The sequence below is a fragment of the Marinobacter alexandrii genome (genome assembly GCA_039984955.1).
Lineage (GTDB): Bacteria > Bacteroidota > Bacteroidia > Cytophagales > Cyclobacteriaceae > Ekhidna.
Genome location: JBDWTN010000007.1, coordinates 2,156,777 through 2,178,546, shown reverse-complemented (window position 1 = coordinate 2,178,546; position 21,770 = coordinate 2,156,777). Strand labels below are relative to the sequence as shown.

Genomic DNA, 21,770 nt, shown 5'->3' with positions numbered 1-21,770 from the left:
CGTCTTATTGACTAAACACTGAGTACTTATAAATACCTTTAACGCGTTATGCGCTCGCTGATACTATTCATTTTCGCATCTTCACTTGTTATTCAGATAGCAAGTGCACAACGTTATTCCAATGACAAGACGGAATTTCGAGCACAAGCTATTTCAAAATTAAAGTCTATCGGATCTGAGTCTGCTAACAAGATTGCATTCGATTTCCAAAATGCATGGGATGGAAAATTCACCTCAGAACAGCAAGATAGAGCTCATAAGATTGCCCTAACCATGCAAAAAAAGGGGTATAAATTTTACCCCTATTTCTATCATTACTTTACCTATTTGGCTTTTTCAGTCGCACAAGAAAACCTACAAAGAGATAAATTGGATAAGGTTTTGGAGATCAATGAACAGGTTGTTCAAACTTTATCAAAGTCAGAATACAAAGAATTTCTTTTTGGATTAAACATCTACTTCGCCAGAAGGTATTTAAGTCTTGATAAAAATCTAGCCGTTCAGGCAGGGGAAGGAACTTATGATTTTAAACTCTTAGGTGAATACATATCTATTGAAGAGGCTGGCGAAGAAGAAATTGAAGAAGATACAACAGCCTTCATTACCGAAGAAGAAATGCCCGAGATTGTTGAGGGTTCTTCCGATGATTCTTGGGGCAACTCAAATGACTCTTGGGGAAATGATGACGGTTGGGGAAACTCGGATGACTCATGGGGGTCGAGTGACGACTCTTGGGGGGATTCAGATGACTCATGGGGAAATAATGATGATAGTTGGGGAGATAGCAATGATAGCTGGGGGGATTCTTGGGATTCAGAACCAGAAGAAAAGGTTTATGAGGCCCCCAAAGCAGTACGTCAAAGCTATGCGCCTATAATTCCAGATTATTTAACTCTTAAACAATATCAATACATTCACCCTGAGCTAGAAGGACCAGTGATAGAGATTACTAATTCGCGAGTCATCATATCTACTCCTTACGATTCATTAAGGATCAAAAGCGTGAATGGTTCTTTTCTACTGAAAAGTCGAACTCTGGTTGGCAATCAAGGATCTATTGAATGGCCTGCACAAAATTCAAAATTTAAAGGCGCTGTTATTCAATTAAAAGATTTCAGCCTTAAAAAAGATCGCTCCGATTTTTGGACACCAAATGCTAAACTTCAATTCGATGGGCTAACTGGAGCCGGTTTCGTCGATGGTGTTTTTGAGTATAAAAGTGTCCCGAGACCAAAAAGAAAGCCAAACAAATTTCCAGTTTTTACCTCCAATAATGCTGATCACACTGTAAAGTTGAATGATGACAAGTTGAGTTATACTGGTGGAATTCAAATTCGAGGAAATCAATTATTTGGAAAGTCTGTTTCCAAGGAAACAGGTACCCTTAAAATATTGGATGGTAGAGGAAACACAGTCGTTCTAAAATCAAAAGAATTCAACCTAGGTGACTCATTAGTCTCTATGAATAGTGGCTCAATAACCATTTTACATGGAAGTGATTCGATATTCCATGAATATGTAAGAGCCAAGTTCGATATTAATACGCGCAAGCTTCTTGTTTTAAGGAACTCCACACTTACCGCTTACAAATCTTCTTACTTCAATGTTTCCATGAATGTGGATCTAATCAAATGGGACATGGAAGTGGACTCCATTGGTTTAGAAATAATGAATGGAAAAGATCTACTGCCAGCTACGTTTGAGTCTTCAGATTTCTTTGACCTTATTCGATACCGAAAACTTGCTCGATTTCTGGATTTTCATCCAATAAATGCGGCCGTTTTTTATTCAAGAAAATATGATGTTCAGGAATTTTATGTAGGTGAATTAGCTCTGGAATATGGAATAGATGAGCGTTTTGCACAAGGTGCAGGAAAAATATTGTCTCAATATGGATTTGCTAAATATAACTCTACTACCGGTTTACTGAAATTATATCCTAATGCCTATCATTATTATGATGCTTCCGCCGAGGCTGTCGATTTCGACAATTTTATGGTTCCATCTAAAATCAAGGATGGTTCCAACGCATATATCCAACTTGACAGTGGAAAACTGAACTTACGTGGAGTAAGTAGATTCTATCTAACAACAGATTTTAAAGTGTATGTCGAACCCTATGACAGCACCCTCACACTTTTAAAAGGTAGAGACATTGAGTTTGATGGAGATGTACACGCCGGGGATTTTGACTATCAAGGAACAGGTCACCGATTTAGCTATGACGAATTCTTATTCAATATGCCTCAAATTGATTCAATGCGAATCACAGTTCCTCTTCAGGATACTACTCAGTTGGAAGAAGGATTCCAGCAAACAGAACTTTCTAATCAAATCACGAGTACTTCGGGTACACTGTTTATAGATAAAACAGAAAATAAATCAGGAGTAGAAAAGAATAGCAGTTATCCCTTTTTTGCATCAGACAGTGAAGCCATCGTTTACTTTGATGGCCCGGAAATTTTAAATGGCGCCTATGACAAGTCGGTGAGATTTCTAATTCCACCATTTAAGTTAGATAGTATCGAAAGAGCCGACGGTGAATCGATAAGTTTTGAAGGAACTTTTAACTCTGGAGATATATTTCCTACTTTCCCTGAAACGCTCCATGTCCAGGAAGATAAGTCTTTGGGCTTTGTTCATCAGATACCTGCAGAAGGTTATAACTTATATGGAACAGAAGCTAAGACATATGAAGAAATTCGATTGAGCAATAAAGGAATGCGAGGTTATGGTCAAATAGATTTCCTTACTACTACCATTTACTCTGATGACTTTATTTATTATCCTGATTCAGTAACTACCGACGGGACTGGTGGAGTGATTTCTCCAGGTACCTACAAAGGTGCCAGTTATCCAGAAGCTGTGCTCGGCAAATATGACATGTATTGGTTGCCTAGAAAGGATAGTATGTACCTAAGAACCGTTGATGAGCCTTTCAAGTTTTACAACTCTACTGCTGAGCTAACGGGAGAGGCCAATATTACGACTCAGGGAGTTTATGGAGGGGGAACAATGCTTACTCGTGGTTCTCGATCAGTTTCAGAAGAGCTTTCATTTAAGGAGTTGGTATATACTGCAAGACATGCACAATTTGAAGTTCTATCGGATGACCCTGAAAAACCCGCCATGGCTGGAGATGATATCCGATTGGGTTTTGATCTTACAAGTAATACGGCAACTATTAGACCTGAACGTGTAGGATTAGCTGCCATCTCTTTCCCTTACGCACAAATGAAAACATCTATTACTGAGGCCGTCTGGGATTTGGAAGACTCAGTTGTAACAATGACTAAACCAGATGATGTTGACATTAAAGATTCTTACTTTTTCTCAACCAGAGAGGATTTAGATTCACTGTCTTTCAATGCTGAAAGAGCCATCTATGATATCAATTCGCAAGAATTAAATGTTCAGGGCATTCCTTACATCACGGTAGCAGATTCCAGAATTATTCCCGAAGGAAACGAAACTACCATACTGGCTAACTCCGTTTTAGAGGAATTTAAAAATGCAGAGATCATCATCGATACGTTAAATGGGTATCACTATTTGGATAGAGCTAACATCAGAGTTATTTCCCGAAATAAATTTGAAGGAAATGCTTACTATAAGCAGATAGTTGGAATCGATACTTTCGACATACGGTTCGACAGCTTTGAGCTACAAGAGGTCCCTGTTGGCGAACCAGACAAGAGAGGAAATGTTGAAATGCGTTTGATGACTGTTTCGGGAGGCGAGGTAGAGGAAAATCTAAACCTGATAATCTCCCCTGGGTTTTTCTACAAAGGATCAGTAAATATGTATGCCTCTAAACCAGCCTTGGAACTAGATGGTCAAATCAAGTTAGACCTAATAGATCCTGATTATGATCACTGGGTTAAATTCAAAAGAACCGAAGGAGAACGTGATGTCGAACTCCCGTTTGATAATGCCATACTAGAAACGGGTGAACGTGTATATTCCGGAATTCACTCTAATATACGAGATGAGCTTTATACCTCATTTATGGAAACCAAAACGAACAGTGCTGACCTTGACCTATTCAATGCAAGTGGAGTATTGACCTTTAACGATTCCTTAAAAACCTATCGAATAGAAAACCCAGATAAAACTTCAGGAGCTTCTTATCAAGGGCATACCATGATTTACATGGATAGCAGTAAATCTGTGTTTTTTGAAGGAAAAGCCAATTTTCTCAGCCCATCAAATACTCAATTAAGCCTTTCCTCATCCATCCTTGGAGTAGGTAATAAGGGAACGAATGAATACACCGCAGATGCAATGTTTGCCATAGATTTTCCTGCTCCTGATGCCGCATTTGACATCATGGCATCAGATCTTATTGATATTATCGAACGTATTGGACCTCCGCTGGCAAACGATATTTCAATCGAAATGCTATACAAGCTTGCTAATCTTACAGATGATGCTACTACAAAACAATATGAACAAGAAAGCCTGAAGGATTATACACCTCTAGTATCCGTCTCTCGTGACTTGGAAAGACAGTTTCTAATCTCTGGTGTAAAAATGAAGTGGGATATAGGTCAAAAAGCATGGCATAATACAACCAAGCTAGCATTATCTAATATCTATCGAAACGATCTAAATGCAAAACTTGATGGGTTCCTAGAAATCAAAAAAGACGAGTCTGGCGCTGATGTTGTTAACCTCTTTATTCAAGCAGCTCCAGGAATTTGGTATTACCTAGGTTACACTTTCAATCAATTAATTCTTTTTTCATCAAATACGGAATTTAATGAGTTGATAAAGTCAAAATCAAATGCTGAAAATTCTAAGCCTGGAGAACTCATTCTCGCACTAGGAGATCAAAATGAAACGTTGAGTTACATCAATAACTTTCGTCTCAATTATTTTGGAATCAAAGAGCCATATAACCTGGTATCTCCGGATGATGTCAATCTTGAAGATGAGAATTTTGATACGATCGAAGAAGATGAAGAAGACGATGGATTCGGATTCTAAAACCATCTTACAATTCATAAATATTGCCAGCTAGTTTATGTGAATTAAGTTTGCTGAAAAATACAATCTCATGAGTGCCATATCCTACATAGAAGATCACAAAGACCAATTTCTTAACGAGCTCATGGAGCTTCTACGTATCCCTTCTGTAAGTGCCGATTCTAAATTTGCTGGAGATGTAAGAAATGCCGCAGAATACCTTAGGGAGCGTTTCAAAGATTTAGACACACACGTTGAGGTATGTGAGACAGCAGGATATCCGATTATCTATGCCGAACATATAAAAGATCCTTCTTTGCCGACTGTTTTAGTCTATGGTCATTATGATGTACAGCCAGCGGACCCTTACGAGTTGTGGGATTCTCCCCCTTTTGAACCCGTGGTTAAAAATGAAAAGATCTATGCGCGTGGTTCTGCCGATGATAAAGGCCAAATGTACATGCATGTAAAAGCATATGAAGCATTAATAAAAACGGATAGCCTCCCATGCAATGTCAAGTTTATGATTGAGGGAGAAGAAGAGGTTGGTTCTGAAAATCTCGAAATTTTTGTCCGCGCTAACAAGGGAAAATTGGCTGCCGACGTAATCCTCATCTCAGATACATCTATTCTAAGCAACGATACCCCATCAATTACGGTAGGTCTTAGAGGGTTGAGCTACATGGAAGTAGAAGTGACAGGACCAAATCGTGACTTACATTCAGGAACTTATGGAGGTGCTGTAGGAAACCCAATTAATACACTCTGTCAGATGATTGCTTCATTGCAAAATGAAAAGGGAGAGATTACAATTCCTGGTTTCTACGATAAAGTTGAAGTACTGTCTGAGGAATATAGAAAAAAAATGAATCAAGCTCCCTTTAATTTGGATGAGTATAAGAAGCATTTGGAAATAGATGCTGTGAAGGGAGAGGATGGATATACAACAATAGAAAGAACTGGAATCCGACCAACACTTGATGTTAACGGAATCTGGGGAGGTTATATAGGCGAAGGAGCAAAGACGGTTCTTCCATCGAAAGCATACGCAAAAATTTCTACACGACTTGTTCCAAATCAATCAAGTAAGGAAATAACTGAGCTTTTCACTAAACATTTTGAAAGTATTGCACCGGATCATGTTACAGTGAAAGTGACTCCACATCATGGTGGAGAACCTTCCGTCATTCCTACTAATTCAATTGGATATAAGGCCGCCGCTAAGTCTATGGAAAAAACCTGGGGAAAAGAACCTATCCCAACTCGCGAGGGAGGTAGTATTCCAATTGTGGCTCTATTCCAAGAAGTTCTCGGTTTAGATTCTATTCTGATGGGTTTCGGCCTAAACGAAGACGCAATCCATTCACCAAATGAAAGCTATGGGCTTTTTAATTACTACAGAGGAATTGAAACGATTTCTCATTTCTATCAGTTCTTCACGGATATGTCCAAATCATAAACTCTAATGAGAAGTTCTTTAACCTTATTTCTACTGATATCTTTCAGTCTTTCTACTTTTAGTCAGATTCTAAAGCCTATAAGTTGGGAAGTTTCTTTGTCTGATGAGAATGTCCAAATTGGAGATGACGTTGAAATATTGTTCAAAGCCACTATCGAAAAAGATTGGTACCTCTACTCATCCGATTTTGATCCAGACTTAGGTCCACAAGTAACTAAGTTTTCTTTTATTGAAAATGATACTTACGAGTTACTAGATAGTATTGAAGCCATAAACCCTAAAAGGAAATATGATTCAACCATTTGGTTTGGAGAATATACATACTTTGAAAAAGAAGGCTTATTCAAACAGAAAATTCGAATACTAAAAAAGGAGTTTCATATTGAAGGAGGCTATATGTATCAAGTCTGTACGGACGTAGACGGAAAATGTATTCCTTTTGATGATGAATTCTCTTTAGGGAGTACTCCCAAAAACTCAGCCAGTTTAAAAAAAAAGCCCGAACTAAGTCAGGACTCTAGTCTCTGGTCAATACTTATCACCGCGTTTCTAGCTGGGCTGGTAGCACTACTTACACCATGTGTTTACCCTATGATACCCATTACGGTATCTATTTTTCTAAAACAAAGCAAGAGCAAGAAAGAAGGAGTTGGCAAAGCCTTATTATACGGAGCATCCATCATTATTTTTTTTAGCCTTCTTGGCTTTTTAATCTCATGGGTATGGGGGTTCACAGCGCTAAATGAGTTAAGTACACACTGGCTCTTCAACTTGATCATATTTTCTGTCTTTATTCTTTTCGCGCTTTCCTTTTTTGGCTTGTTCGAAATCACGCTCCCGTCTGGACTCGTAAACAAAATCGACAGGCAAGCTGATCGAGGAGGTTTGATTGGCATTTTCTTTATGGCTATCACGTTGGTACTGGTTAGCTTTTCGTGCACATTTCCTATTGTTGGAACAGCTCTTATCAATACACTGAGTGGGGGAAGTATTTTAGAAGGCACAACGGCAATGTTTGGGTTCTCTCTAGCCTTCGCCATTCCTTTCACTGCCTTTGCAATATTTCCTACTTGGCTAAAGTCAATCCCGGAATCAGGCGGTTGGCTAAATTCAGTTAAAGTGGTTTTAGGATTTCTGGAGTTAGCGCTTGCATTGAAGTTTTTGAGTGTTGCTGATTTAGCCTATCACTGGGGACTTTTGGATAGGGAGGTATTCATTGCACTATGGATTGCTATTTTCGGCTTACTTGGACTTTATCTGATAGGTAAAGTGAAACTCAAGAGTGATTCAGAATCTAACAAGATTCCTGTCTCGAGATTAATTCTAGCCATCCTTACTTTCTCGTTTGTATTCTCACTCATCCCTGGTCTTTGGGGAGCGCCTTTGAAATCCTTATCGGGATTTCTCCCTCCAATGTCAACACATAATTTCAATTTGTTAGAGCAAAATGCTGGTGGAAGCACATGTGAAGAACCAAAATATGCTAATATCCTTCATTGGCCACATGGTCTGAATGGTTATTTTGATTATAGTCAAGCATTAGCCTGTGCAAAAGAACAAGGCAAACCTATATTCATAGACTTTACAGGTCATGGCTGTGTCAATTGTCGAGAAATGGAACAGCGTGTATGGTCAGATCCTGCAGTACTAAAGAGATTAAGCAAAGATTTTGTACTTGTCGCCCTTTACGTTGATGATCGGACAAAATTGCCAGAAAACGAATGGTACAAATCATCCTATGATGCAAAAACTAAGAAGACAATCGGACAGCAGAATGCTGATTTTCAAATTACCCGATTTAACAACAATGCACAACCTTTTTATGTCATCATAAATGAGGATGAGGAGTTGTTGATCCAACCAAAAGCTTACGACTTGAATATCTCTTCATTTGTTGATTTTCTCGACAAAGCATTGGAAAACCATAGAAATAACAGAGTTTTGTAGCGTCATCAAGCTAAAAAAATGAGAAAATCGAGAATTTGGCTCGTAATCACCGGGCTAACCATCGCTGTAATCTCAGTATTATATAACTATGCTCCTTTCAATGAGCAGAAGGATACTGTAGTCGAAATTGAAATAGACTCAGCATTTTTTCAGCTACCAACATTACATTATGGATTTCCTATAGATTCATTCAAAGTAGCTGAAGGGAAGGTGAAGTGGAATCAAAACCTTTCGGAGATTTTGACCAAATTCAATATCTCCTACCAAGACCTACATATACTCTCACAAAGGTCTAAAGAAGTATATGACGTTAGAAAACTAAAAGCTGGGTCAACATATTCGATCATACACAATGATGATTCTCTCCAAACAGCTCATCAATTTATTTTTGAACCTTCGCCAACAGAGTATGTGGTCTACAATCTGAAAGATTCCATTTACGTAACACTTCACCAAAAACCTGTTGAAATTAACAAGCGAACAATCGCAGCAGAGATTAACTCCTCACTATACAATTCTATTCTGGATCAAGGGGCATCACCTATGCTAGTCAGTCAATTAGTAGATGTTTTTGCATGGCAGGTAGATTTTTTCAGAATTGCCAAAGGAGATCGATTCAAATTAATCTTTGAAGAAGAAACGGTTGACGGACAAATTGTGGGCATAAAAAATATTCAAGGAGCTTATTTTGAACATTGGGGTAAACAGTATTATGCCATCTCATTTAATACAGGAGAGAAAGATGACTATTTTGATGAAGAAGGAAATAGTTTAAGGAAGACTTTTTTGAGAGCTCCACTTAACTATAGTCGTATCAGTTCTAGGTACTCTCGAAGAAGATTTCACCCCGTTCAAAAAAGGTATAAAGCGCATCTAGGGACTGATTATGCTGCACCTACTGGAACACCTATTCGGACTGTCGGAGATGGTGTAGTTCTCGAAGCAAGATATCATGGCGGCAATGGTAACTACGTCAAAATTCGTCATAACAGTAATTATACTACCCAGTATCTGCATATGTCTAAAATTGCAAGAGGCATTCGGCCTGGCACGCATTTGAAACAAGGGACAACAATTGGATATGTAGGAAGCACAGGATTAGCCAATGGCCCTCATCTCTGTTTTAGATTTTGGAAAAATGGGAGACAAGTTGATGCCCTTAAAGTAGACCTACCTTCATCAAGTGGAATTGACTCTACAAGAATTGCAGAATTTAAAATAATGAGTGATTCTATTAAAACGGTTTTAGATAGTATTTCATACCGTGAAAAAGAATCACTTTTAGCTAAGTTGCCGGAAGAAATTAGTGAATAAGTCGCAGATCACAGAAGTCGTTCTGACTCTTGAAGAATCAAAACGAACAACTATTCTTTAGTTTTTGCATTTAATTGAGTTATTTTGGGTTAAATCATCTAAAAATCAAATGCGAAAAATTAATCTAATTGCCATTTTTTCGCTCGCTTTAGTCGCCTCATCCTTTGCTCAAGTCTCTAATGACACATTAGTGCTCGTGCAAGGTAAAATGTTGAAAGCAGCAGATTCTACCCCAGTTGTAGGAAATATCCTATATGAAAAACTTCCTTATTATGATGATATGGGTATGACCTCCACGAAAACAGATGGCTCATACGAAATTCAATTAATAAAAGGAAAAACGTATAATTTTCTAGTTAACAAGGGTGGGTTCAAAAAATATGCAGAGGAAGTCCAGATAAACGGCAATCAAAACTTTAATATCTATATCGCTGAAGACTTAATTGAATTAAGGAAACTAGAAAACCTAATCTTTGCCAGAGGTAGTGATCAAATCTCATCAAGCTCATATCAAGAGTTGAATGATCTTGCTACATGGTTAAACGAAAACTCATCCATCATCATACAATTAGAAGGTCATACTGATTTCGCTGGAAATCCAGATGCCAACATGCGGCTATCTGAAGCAAGGGTAGTGGCCGTTCAAGAATACCTAATAGACCAGAAAGTGAAGAAAAGTAGAATTTTCACTAAGGCCTTTGGTGGTACTCAACCAGTTACACAAGATAGAACTGACGAGGCAAAAGTCCTCAACAGACGAGTTGAAGTAAGAGTGATCCGCCGTTAAATAGAAATAGTAATGAAAAAAACATACCTAATCGTTTTTTGCCTGCTGGCCTACAGCGCCATTAGAGCCCAAGAAACTGTTGCCTGGGGAACGCAAGTAATCGATGTTTCCTCGGAATATTCTCCTTACGAGTATTCCGCCATACAAACCCTGCATAGACCCAATGTACTCCCTGGTGGAGGCGAAAATCCAAATGCATGGCGACCAAAAAGCAAAGACAAGGAAGAGTTTATATTGGTCTCTTTTAATACGCCAATAAAAGCTAAGCAAATCGCAATTGCCGAATCTGAGAATCCAGGTGCTGTGAAAGCTGTCTATGGTTATGATAGCGACTACAATGAATATTTGCTTTTTGAACTGACTCCAAGAGATCTTCCTATTGAGTCACGTCTATTAAACCTATTTTTTGAGCTTACTCCCTACGCAGTTCAGGCAGTTCGAGTGGTCTTAGATTGTAGCATTTCCGATGGGTACAATGCGCTGGACGCTATCGGTATTTCTGCATCTAATATTCCAATAAATGTCCTATTGAACCTCGCACCAGGAGTTAATAGTACCGTAGATGCTGAAAAGCTAAGCACCAATGTGAATAGCGATTATGTAGAACATAGCCCAATTATATCTCCAGATGGAAAGAAACTTTACTTCTCAAGACAATTTCACCCAGATAATGTAGGTGGCGAAAATGATGCTGAAGACATCTGGGTTTCTGAGCTTGATGAGGAAACTGGTGAATGGCTTCCTGCTAAAAATGTTGGCGCCCCTTTAAATACCAAGGGCCCTAACTTTATCAGTTCAATGAGTATGGTCGGTGAAAAAGAAGTTTTAATTCTTGGCAATAGATATGGCAAAAAAGGAAGAATGTATACGGGTGTATCTACTGCAGTAAAAGAAGGAGATACATTCTCTGATCCTGAATCTATTGAAATAGAAAATGAATATAACTATTCACCAAATGCAGATTTTTTCCTTGCTCCAGGAGGAAAAGCAATGATTATGTCAGCAGAGAGAGATGATACATATGGCTCAAGAGATTTGTATGTATCGTTTAAGAAAAAGGATGGCACATGGACAGAGCCGAGAAATTTAGGAGATGATATTAATACCCTTGGTGAAGATGAATCACCATTCATGGCAGCAGATGGCAAAACTTTATATTTTTCATCTGACGGATACACTGGATATGGAGGATCAGATATATATGTTTCATTTAAACTGGATGATACTTGGAAGCGTTGGTCCGAACCTGAAAATTTAGGGCCTGGCATCAATAAAGAAGGAAACGACGAATACTTTAGTATTCCTACTTCAGGCCAAAACCTTTACTTCACGAGAGGTGAGAAAGGTGAGGATACTGATATTTTTAGCTTCAAAGTAGAAGACCTCTTTTCTGATCAAGTTTCGCCACTTGCTTCATCAGTGGAACATCTAATGAATGAAGAAGTCATTGTGAATGTTATGGGAACTGTATTAGATGCAAATACAGATAAGCCAATTGAAGGTGCAACAGTACTAATCGAACGTTTACCAGATGGTTTGGATATTGGACATGCAGCAACAAATGAAACTGGAAGTTTCAATTTTACTGTACAAGGTGGGTGGCAATATGGGCTAGTTGGTGAAGCTGAAGGATTTATTTCAGAAACAGAAAGACTAGACTTTCAGGATCTCAAGAAATCTGATACTGTAGAAAAAGCAATTAGAATATTCCCTATTCAGAAAGGAGAGACCATTGAAATCAAGAATATTTTCTTTGATTTTGCTAAGTGGGATTTGAAGACAGCTTCTTATCCAGAGTTAAATCGTATTCTCAACTACCTGAAAGATGGAAAAATTGAGAAAATATCCATTGCCGGACACACTGATAGTGTTGGTGATCCTAACTATAACATGACTCTTTCTGGCAAACGCGCTAAATCTGTAATGGACTATTTCATTAAAAATGGAATTCGTAGAGACAGACTTTCATACAAAGCGCTAGGTGAGAGTCAGCCAAAAGTTCCCAACGATACGCCAGAAAACAGACAGAAAAACAGACGTGTTGAATTCATGATCGAATAAAATCTTAAGAGAAACTCTTATCTAAGTCAGCCTTCGGGCTGACTTTTTTTATTTTTAAGCTATGGATATATCCACAAACCCTCAGATACATGATCTTTTTCATAGAATAAAAACCCATTCAATAGAGAAGAGAAAATCTACACTTTCGGAGAGAAAGAAGTTACTAAAAACCCTTGGTGATTGGATCCTCAATCACCGAACTCAAATTCAGGAAGCGGTTCATAGAGATCTTCAAAAGCCTCACCAAGAAACAGACTTAACGGAAATTTTTGTTGTTCTTTCTGAGATTCGAAAAGCAAAAAAGAATTTAAGAAGCTGGATGATGTCAAAGCCTGCAGCCACAAGCCTGACATATCTAGGGACAAAAGCTGAAACATTTTACGAACCCAAAGGAGCTTGTCTAATTATTGCTCCCTGGAATTATCCGTTTCAGCTTGCCATTGGACCACTGGTATCTGCAATTGCCGCAGGGAATACCGTGATTGTTAAACCATCAGAATTTTCCGAAAACACTTCTATTCTCATAAAACAAATGTGTGATGAAGTATTCCAATCAAATGAAGTTTCAGTCATATTGGGAGCTGTAGAAGAATCAAAAGAACTTCTTTCTCTTCCCTTTGACCACATCTTTTTCACAGGAAGCCCTCAGGTCGGAAAAATAGTCATGAGTGCCGCTTCAAAACACTTAGCATCAGTAACACTAGAGTTGGGAGGTAAATCACCAACCATAGTTGACAAAAATGCAAACATCAAAGATGCCGCTCAAAAAATTGCTTGGGGTAAGTGGCAAAATGCAGGACAAGTCTGTATTGCACCTGATTATCTGTATGTCCACGAAGATGTGAAAGACAAACTCATTGATGAGCTAGTTATACAATCAAATAAAATGTATGGTTCGAAAGAGACCTACGGGGGAATTATTAGTAGGCATCATCATAACAGGATCAATGACTTGATGGCAGATGCTATCGACAAGGGAGCCAACATTGAATTCGGAGGTAAGTCAGATAGAGACAATCTACGCTTCACCCCTACCTTACTTAGCAATGTTGCTAAAGATTCAAAAGTGATGGAAGAAGAAATTTTTGGTCCTATTCTTCCTCTATTAGTATATCATGATATCAAAAACGTTATCGACTTTATCAATCAAAAACCTAAACCACTAGCGCTCTATCTTTTCTCTGGAAGTAATTCCATCATTGAAAAAGTAAAGAAAGAAACGAGTGCAGGCATGATGACAATTAATGACGTAGTACTACAATTTGCACATCCTAATCTTCCTATTGGAGGAGTTAATAACAGCGGCATTGGAAAAGGACATGGGCATGCTGGCTTTATTGCTTTCTCCAATGAAAAAGCCGTGGTGAAGCAAAGGAGAGGGCTTACAATGGCTAAAACTGTATATCCTCCATATTCAAGCTTCAAAAAGTTTATGATTGATTTAATGGTTAAGTATTTTTGAGGAACAGAGAATATTAAATCTCGAATATGAAAAAGCTTTTCTTTATCCCATTCTTACTGATTGTTGCATGTACCAGTGAAAAAGAATATAACAGGCCATCAGAGTGGCAAGGAACATGGACTGCTGAATGGGAAACACCTCCCGAATCTTACCCTGGGGTTGAAGATATGGAGTTCTACATGGATGGCAATTTTAACTTTACAACAGATAGTTTGACAGTAACGGCAAATGGTTATCCTGACTGTATATTCAATATAGACACCTTATCACACACTCAATCATGGTATGTTTCCAATGACACATTGTTTCTTTTGAATGAGCCTGATACTCCCGGCATGACATACAAGATTGCATCCAAATCTGAGAATCGAATCAAGCTTCAGTTAATGGAAGATATCTTCGTTACACTCACAAAGTGATTTGACCTTTATGTTAAAAAAACGTTGCGTTGTATTAGTTCGCGCGTATTCTCATTAATTTGCTCATAAATAAACAGTGATATGAAGAAGTTGCTAATCATTCTAGGTGTTGTATTTATCATTCTAATAGCATCGATTATCGTTTTGCCTATCGTCTTCAAGGATGATATTCGCACAGCATTGGATGATACTATGTCAGAAAGCCTCAATGCCAGGGTGTACTACGACATTGATGCATTTAGCTTATCCCTTATAAAGGACTTCCCAGACATTACTGTAAGCATGAGTGATTTTGGGGTGGTAGGTATTGAAGAGTTTGAAAAAGATACTTTGGCCTCTATAGGTACTTTTCAGGTGACTATCGATATTATGTCCGTTATAAGTGGCGATCAAATCATCGTAGAGGAAATTCTACTGGACGAACCCAAAATCTCGGTATTGGTATTGCCAAATGGAAAGGCAAACTATGATATAGCAAAACCAAGCGAAGAAGAAGTGGTTGATGAGGAAATAGGTAATGAAGAATCCAGTAGTGTGAATGTCGGAATTGAAAAATGGAGCATCAAAGATGGAAAGGTGGTTTACACAGATCAATCCATGAATTTTTATACTTCGCTTATTGGATTAAATCATGAAGGTTCTGGGGACTTTACCTTGGACGTTTTCGATATGACTACCAAAACTACTATTGATGCTGCATCCTTAGGTTTTGAAGGGGTTGAATATGTTTCTAACAAACAATTAGGCTTAGACGTAACGCTAAATATGAACCTAAGCGAAATGAAATTCACCTTCAAGGAGAATCGAATAGCGGTTAATAATTTCGCTATGGAGGCTGACGGCTTCTTAAGTATGCCTGGTGATGACATCAATATGGATATCAATTTTGGTGGAAAAGATATTAGTATAAAAAGCATTCTATCCCTTATTCCAGGCGTATATCAGGAATACCTAAACGGTGTGACCACTGGTGGTTCCATAGATTTTGATGGATATGTAAAAGGAACATTTAATGAGACTTCAATGCCTCAAGTAGCAGCAAATCTCAGCGTTGATAACGGTTCAATATCTTATGAAGAATTTAACATCCCAATCGAAAATCTTGATATCAAATCAAGTTTTAACTACCCATCAGCCGACCTGCGGGAGACGAGTTTTAATGTCGACAATTTTTCTATGCTTGTGGATGGTGAGTCTGTATCAGCCTACTTAAAGTTCAAAAACCTTGAAGACTTTATGTGGGATTTTGGGGTTGAAGGAAATGCTGACTTAGAAAAGATCACTAAAATTGTACCTCTAGGTGGAATGACTCTTCTTGGAAAGATAAACGCCCAACTAAAGACGGCAGGTAGAATGTCTGACGTAGAAGCTGAACGGTATGATAAGCTTCCAACCTCTGGAAGTATGACCATAAATGAATTCTTATTTAAAAGTGAGGAATATTTACCTCAAGGATTCAGTATTTCCAGAGCTAACCTCACATTTAATCCTTCGGAAATCAATCTTACGGAGTTTTCTTCCAAATCTGGAAATTCAGATTTCAATATGGATGGTAAGATTAGTAATTACCTAGGTTTTGCACTTTCAGAAAACGAAATGCTTACTGGTCGATTGAACTTCAATTCAAATCTCATTGACATAAATGAATTAATGCCCGAAGAGACTATGGAAGAGGAAGCTGAGCAAGTTTTAACGGATCAAGACAGCATCAGCAGTGAAGAAGGAGAGCCACTGGAGGTTGTAAGAATTCCCGAAAACATTGACTTCACACTAGCTACCTCTATTAATAAAATAGCATATTCAAATATGCCCATCACAAATTTCAAGGGTAAGGTGCTCATAAAGAATGGTTCGATCATGCTAGATGAAAACAGCTTTAATATGCTGGATGGTACGTTTGAACTGACAGGTTCGTATGTCACCAAAGATTTAGAAAAGCCTAAGTATGATCTTGGTTTTAGCGTGAAAGACCTCTCCATTGGAAGTGCTTTTGAGACTTTTGAGACCATTCAAAATTATGTGCCAATTGCTAAGCAGGTGGCTGGCAAATTCTCAACAGATTTCAATGTTAATGGGTTACTTGGAGAGGACATGATGCCAATCATGGATGAAATTTATCTTTCCGGGCTAGTCAACATTGCCAAAGCAACACTAGATAAAGGAGCATTTATGCAAAAACTATCTGCGGTAGCGGCTTTAAAATCTGGAGCAAGTAGTGAATCGAAAAAGATAGAGTTGAAAGATGTGCTGATAGCTACCGAAATACGCGATGGTAAATTGTATGTTGAGCCGTTTGACTTGCAAGTCAACGGACTGAAAGCCACGGTTGGAGGAAATAATACATTAGATGGAAAACTAGACTATTCCATGCTATTGCAAGATGTACCTACCGGAGCAATTGGCAATGCACTAAATAACGCTGTGAGTTCATTGACAGGAGGTAAAAAATTAGTCTCGGATAAAATCAATTTAAACCTTGGAATTGGAGGTAATTACGAAGATCCTCAAGTGAAGCTATTGGGAACCAGTAATGCGGATGGCGGGAGCTCCAGCGCTACGACTGATTTCAAAAAAGAGCTTACATCCAAAGTAGATGATCAGAAGGAAAAGGCGGAAGCCGAGCTGGCAAAGAGAAAGGCGGAACTTGAAAAAAAGAAAGAAGAACAGCGGCAAAAAATTATTTCTCAATCTCAAGTTCAAGCAGATAAAATAAGAGCTCAAGGCAAAGCAAGTGCTGAAAAAGTTAAAAAAGAGGGATATGCGGCGGCTGATAAATTAATCAAAGATGCAGGGTCTAACCCTATCAAAAAGAAAGTAGCTCAAGAAGCTGCAAAAAAACTAAGGTCAGAAGCAGACAAAAATGCTGCAAAATTAGAGTCGGAAGCAAATCAAAAAGCAAGCAAAATAGAATCAGAAGCTAAAGCAAACGCAGCAAAAATATAAGTTTTTGATTCGAGGACTTATGCAAAAAAGAGGGTTACCACCTTTGAAGTACCTGCATTCTATGTGCGTCTAGCTTTAAGAAGCTAAAAAGGAGAATTGTGAAAGCCCAAAGGGATGACCCTCCATAACTAAAAAATGGTAGGGGAATTCCAATCACCGGAAAAAGCCCTACGGTCATCGCTATGTTTACCGTAAAATGAAAAAAGATTATTCCCACAACGCTAAAACCGAATACTCTAGAAAACGTCGATTTTTGACGCTCTGCTAAATACACCAAACGCAATAGCAATCCCGTAAATAAGCCAAGCATGATAATGCTTCCTATCCATCCATGCTCTTCACCAATAGTACAAAAAATAAAATCGGTAGTTTGCTCAGGCACAAAATCAAACTTAGTTTGAGTACCTTCTAAAAATCCTTTTCCTCCAAAACCACCTGACCCTATCGCTATTTTTGATTGAGTTACATTCCACCCAATACCTAGTGGATCTATATTGGGGTTTATTAACGAAAGCACCCTTTTTTGCTGATGTGGCTTCAGAACATCCGTTAAAATAAAATCCACACTTCGCACTGCCAGGGTTACAATAATTGTTGATGCGACTATATACAACAATCTCTTTGGGCGTCTCGCATTGAGTCCTAAAGCTAAGAGTGTAATAATTGCGATTCCTGCTAAAATCACTGTCTGACTCACCAATAATGTGAGCAGGAATATAGCTAAGATTGAAAATCCTATAACTATGAACAGTGGTGGCATCCCTTCCCTAAACATTGGCAATACTAATGCAGCGAAAACCATGGCAGTCCCCGTATCTCCTTGTAGTACTGTCATTGCCATAGGCAAAATGATAATGGCAAATGCAATGAGTAAAGTATTTAAGTCCGTAAGCCTACGATTGGGTTGATCCAGAAATTTAGCCAATGCGAAGGCTGTGGCAAACTTGGCAAACTCCGAAGGTTGCAATCCAAAAGCTCCAATACCAACCCATGACTTTGACCCTGCTACCTCTTTACCTCCAACCAGTATGAAGAGCAATAGAGCCATAAATATTCCATAAATGATGTAGGCGAACGAATCAAAAAACTTATAGTCAAAAAAGAAAATGACAAAAGCGATCACAATAGAAGTCAAAATCCATATAAACTGTCGACCAGCGCTTGTGCTGAAATCAAAAATACTTTGATTGATTTCAGGATCATATTCTGCTGCATAGATATTCAACCAGCCTGCAATAACAAGCGACCCGAAGAGTAGGGCTGATGTCCAGTCAATTTTCTGCGATAGTGGGTCTGGGCGCATTCTCAGGTAAATATCTTTCTTCTAAAATATAGTCTTCTAACCATTGGCGAGAGATCTCGCCGAGTACATATTTCTCCGCAAGCAAGCTCGCTACCGATACTGCTGCTCGTCCTCCTTGTCCAGCATTTTCTACATATGCTGCAATAGAAATCTTTGGGTTATCTAAAGGTGCAAAACCCATAAAACCTGAATGATCTTCTCCATGTGGGTTTTGAACCGTACTTGTTTTTCCAGCTAACTTAAGAGAATCTAAATAGCCTCTACGTCCAGACCCTGCCATTATTACTTGTTCCATCCCTTTCAATATCGGGCCATACAACTCAGCATCAAAAGGAAGTGTCTCCTTTTTAATATTCGGATTTGGCCACCCTTGAATTTTATCTACTACATGTGGTGTAATGAAATATCCCCTGTTCGCTAGTATTGCCCCAAGGTTGGCCATCTGAAGAGGCGTTACTAAAAGCTCCCCTTGACCAATACTAAGTGATGCGATGTTCGAATACTTCCAGCGCTTAGCGCCATATTGCTTATCATACCATTCAAGGCTTGGAACATTCCCATAAATTTCATTTGGAAGATCAACTCCCAGTTTTCTACCTAAGCCAAACTCTTTGACGTATTCCCTCCATTTTTCAAGCCCAATCCTGGAATCAATATATGCACTTTCATCTAGTCCTTGCTGAACCATACGGCGCATTATAAGATAGAAATAGTTATTGGATGACTTAGTAATTGCTTTGACCATGTTGTAAGGCCCGGGAGGTGCCAAGTCACCGATATTGCTTCCATCAGTTTTTATAATCTCATCTGCTGTTACTACACCCTCGTGCATCGCAATTATTCCTTGAATGGTCTTAAACATTGAGCCAGGAGGATAGCGAGCTTGCAATGGTCTATTAAAAAGCGGTTTTTCTTGATTACGATTCAATTCAGGAAAATTCTTACTTAGATTTTTTCCACTTAGCAATTGTGGGTCATAAGATGGAGCTGAAACTAACGCAAGAATTCTCCCAGTGCTAGGTTCAATTGCAACAACACTTCCGACCTTTCCTTCCATCAGTCCTTCAGCATACTGCTGCAATTCCAAATCAATGGTTAAATGAATACTCTCTCCCGATTTAGGAAGCGTGTCATATTCGCCATCGCGATAGTCATCTTTTATAATTCCCTGAACGTTTACAACTTTATAGGTAGCACCACGCTTGCCTCGCAGGTACTCTTCATAAGCCTTTTCAATACCTCCTATACCAATGTAGTCTCCTGGTTTATAATAATTTGAAGTGTCTCTATTGATAAAGTTTCCACTTACTTCACCAACATAACCCACAACATTGGCTAGAGATTTTGTATTGTAGGATCTCACGGTTCTTGGAAGAACATAAAAGCCTGGATAGTTTATAAGCTGATCTTGAAGCTTCGCAAAAAGATCATCAGATATCTGTTCAACAAACTTTGAAGCTAATATGGATGAGTAATTTTTAGCCTTTTTTAATCGCTTAATTAAATCTTCACGTTCTATTTCAAGCAACGAACAAAAAGTAGTCGTATCAAGAATCTCCGCTTCTTTAGGTACGACCATTAGGTCATAAACAGGTGAATTATAGATGACTAAGCTGTCATTGCTGTCATACACCAATCCTCTAAAAGGATACTGTACTATTTTTTGAACAACATTGTTTTCAGCCGCTACTTTATAGTCTTCCTCTAAAATCTGAATATAGAATAGTCGAGATGCAAAAATGATTACAGTAAAGAGAATAAGTCCTCTAATAAACAAGCTTCTACCACTCATATCCTTCTATTATTAGATGAAATAACAAAATTGACAACAAAAATAATTGTTGTACTAAAGATACTACTGAAAAGTACTTTTGTAAAAACCATCCCAAAAAGATGAAGGCCTCCATTTTCAACAATGAAAATGGTTAAATGATGAATGAACACAAGAGGAAAAATAAAGTATAAAAATCCAGATTTCTTGAGGCTCGAAACATTCAGGTTGAACAACTCTTGAGATTCCTGATAAATGACGTTCAACCAAAAATTTCTAAGAAAAAGAACAAGAACAGATGCAGATGCATGTATTCCAGGAGTATTCGTAAAAACATCAACTAATAAGCCGGAAAAAAAACCAATGATCATCAAGTAAGATCTGCTCAGGGTCCTCGGAAGAAGTAAGAGAAAACCTACATAAAAAAAACCAAAAGCCTTGTCGAATAGGGTAATTCGATGGACGAGTGGTAACTGAGCTAGCAAAAGCAGAATTACATTAAGTACTTGTTCTCTTACGCTTATACGTGTCATTCTAGCAGTAATGAGTCTTTCTCTTCTTTCATCAAGTCATTGATCACAAAGACCTGATTCAAACTTGTAAAATCTGTGGCCAGCTTAATTTTAGCTTCGTAAAAAGTCATATGTTCTTCCAAGTACAACTCATCTACCAAACCTATCAGCACGTCTTCAGGAAAAACAGAATTAAACCCAGAAGTAACTATTGAATCTCCTTCTTTTAGCGGAATATGCCTAGGAATATATTTTAAACTAGCTCTATCGTATATTTCTTGATCCCATTGAACAGTACATTTTGTATCAGTCCTTTTCACCTTAGAGGATATTAGAAGCTTAGGGTGTAGAAGCGAATAAATAGTCGCGAAATTGTTGGTAACAGATTTAACTTGTCCAACAACGCCAAATGCTGAAATTACACCCATGCCTACTTGTACACTATCTTTCCTTCCAGCAGAAATGGTTACGAAATTTACACTCCTATCAAACGTATTGTTAATTACCCTAGCCCCAATAACTTGATACTGATCTACTGTATCTAAAAATGAATCTTTCTTGGTTCGCAGCATTCTCAGCTCTTGCTGAAGGTGCTCATTTTCCAACATGAGTTGCTCGTTTACTTCCGTTAAATTGAAGTAATTATCAATATTATTGGATGTTCGTGTTAAAGATGCTGCTGCTTCATTACTTGAATTAAGAAAGGAAGCATTATACCTGTTATTAAAGTTAATCAAAAGCCATACACTCAGGATTTCCAGGCCTATAAAAACAGCTAATTCACGTTGTTGGTAAAGGAAATCTAAAAGCCTTTGCATTAACTA

13 protein-coding genes are annotated in these 21,770 nt (G+C 38.2%); 9 read left to right on the top strand and 4 right to left on the bottom strand.

Translation table 11 applies throughout. The features are described from left to right. Positions 1 to 48 precede the first annotated feature (48 nt). The 9 genes from ABJQ32_15875 to ABJQ32_15835 all read left to right on the top strand — a co-directional run bounded on the left by ABJQ32_15875 (position 49) and on the right by ABJQ32_15835 (position 17,360). Positions 49 to 4,989 (top strand): hypothetical protein, encoded by a 4,941-nt coding sequence (locus tag ABJQ32_15875; protein MEP5291132.1) that lies wholly within the window; start codon positions 49 to 51, stop codon positions 4,987 to 4,989. Positions 4,990 to 5,059: 70 nt separating this feature from the next. After that, on the top strand, positions 5,060 to 6,427 hold the full coding sequence (locus ABJQ32_15870) for a dipeptidase (GenBank protein ID MEP5291131.1): 1,368 nt from the start codon (positions 5,060 to 5,062) through the stop codon (positions 6,425 to 6,427). 6 nt (positions 6,428 to 6,433) lie between these two features. Beyond that, the gene (locus ABJQ32_15865; protein ID MEP5291130.1) at positions 6,434 to 8,374 is read left to right on the top strand and encodes a thioredoxin family protein; all 1,941 of its coding nucleotides are present in this window, start codon (positions 6,434 to 6,436) and stop codon (positions 8,372 to 8,374) included. Between the two features lie 18 nt (positions 8,375 to 8,392). Further along, positions 8,393 to 9,688: a peptidoglycan DD-metalloendopeptidase family protein gene (locus ABJQ32_15860; protein ID MEP5291129.1), complete on the top strand. Its 1,296-nt coding sequence runs from the start codon at positions 8,393 to 8,395 to the stop codon at positions 9,686 to 9,688. Positions 9,689 to 9,797: 109 nt separating this feature from the next. Then, on the top strand, positions 9,798 to 10,475 hold the full coding sequence (locus ABJQ32_15855; protein ID MEP5291128.1) for an OmpA family protein: 678 nt from the start codon (positions 9,798 to 9,800) through the stop codon (positions 10,473 to 10,475). 12 nt (positions 10,476 to 10,487) lie between these two features. Then, the gene (locus tag ABJQ32_15850; protein ID MEP5291127.1) at positions 10,488 to 12,536 is read left to right on the top strand and encodes an OmpA family protein; all 2,049 of its coding nucleotides are present in this window, start codon (positions 10,488 to 10,490) and stop codon (positions 12,534 to 12,536) included. Positions 12,537 to 12,597: 61 nt separating this feature from the next. Beyond that, entirely contained in the window at positions 12,598 to 13,998 is a 1,401-nt protein-coding gene (locus ABJQ32_15845) for an aldehyde dehydrogenase family protein (GenBank protein MEP5291126.1), read from the top strand. A 26-nt stretch (positions 13,999 to 14,024) separates the two neighbouring features. Next, complete coding sequence (locus tag ABJQ32_15840; protein MEP5291125.1) at positions 14,025 to 14,417, top strand: hypothetical protein; 393 nt, start codon at positions 14,025 to 14,027, stop codon at positions 14,415 to 14,417. Positions 14,418 to 14,498: 81 nt separating this feature from the next. Then, positions 14,499 to 17,360, top strand: a complete 2,862-nt coding sequence (locus tag ABJQ32_15835) for an AsmA-like C-terminal region-containing protein (protein ID MEP5291124.1) — start codon at positions 14,499 to 14,501, stop codon at positions 17,358 to 17,360. A gap of 34 nt (positions 17,361 to 17,394) precedes the next feature. On the opposite strand, the gene rodA is transcribed toward ABJQ32_15835, so the two are convergent. The 4 genes from rodA to mreC are packed head-to-tail and all read right to left on the bottom strand — an operon-like array spanning position 17,395 to position 21,764. After that, the gene (gene rodA / locus ABJQ32_15830) at positions 17,395 to 18,663 is read right to left on the bottom strand and encodes a rod shape-determining protein RodA (protein MEP5291123.1); all 1,269 of its coding nucleotides are present in this window, start codon (positions 18,661 to 18,663) and stop codon (positions 17,395 to 17,397) included. Next, positions 18,632 to 20,455, bottom strand: coding sequence for a penicillin-binding transpeptidase domain-containing protein (locus tag ABJQ32_15825; protein ID MEP5291122.1), 1,824 nt, complete (start codon positions 20,453 to 20,455; stop codon positions 18,632 to 18,634). Before ABJQ32_15825 ends, rodA begins: the two co-directional genes overlap by 32 nt. Then, positions 20,452 to 20,967 carry a hypothetical protein gene (locus tag ABJQ32_15820; protein ID MEP5291121.1) on the bottom strand — a complete coding sequence of 172 codons (516 nt, stop codon included), beginning with the start codon at positions 20,965 to 20,967 and terminating at the stop codon, positions 20,452 to 20,454. Before ABJQ32_15820 ends, ABJQ32_15825 begins: the two co-directional genes overlap by 4 nt. Continuing rightward, positions 20,964 to 21,764 (bottom strand): rod shape-determining protein MreC, encoded by an 801-nt coding sequence (gene mreC, locus ABJQ32_15815; GenBank protein MEP5291120.1) that lies wholly within the window; start codon positions 21,762 to 21,764, stop codon positions 20,964 to 20,966. The genes ABJQ32_15820 and mreC overlap by 4 nt, the downstream gene beginning before the upstream one ends. Between the last annotated feature and the right edge of the window lie 6 nt (positions 21,765 to 21,770).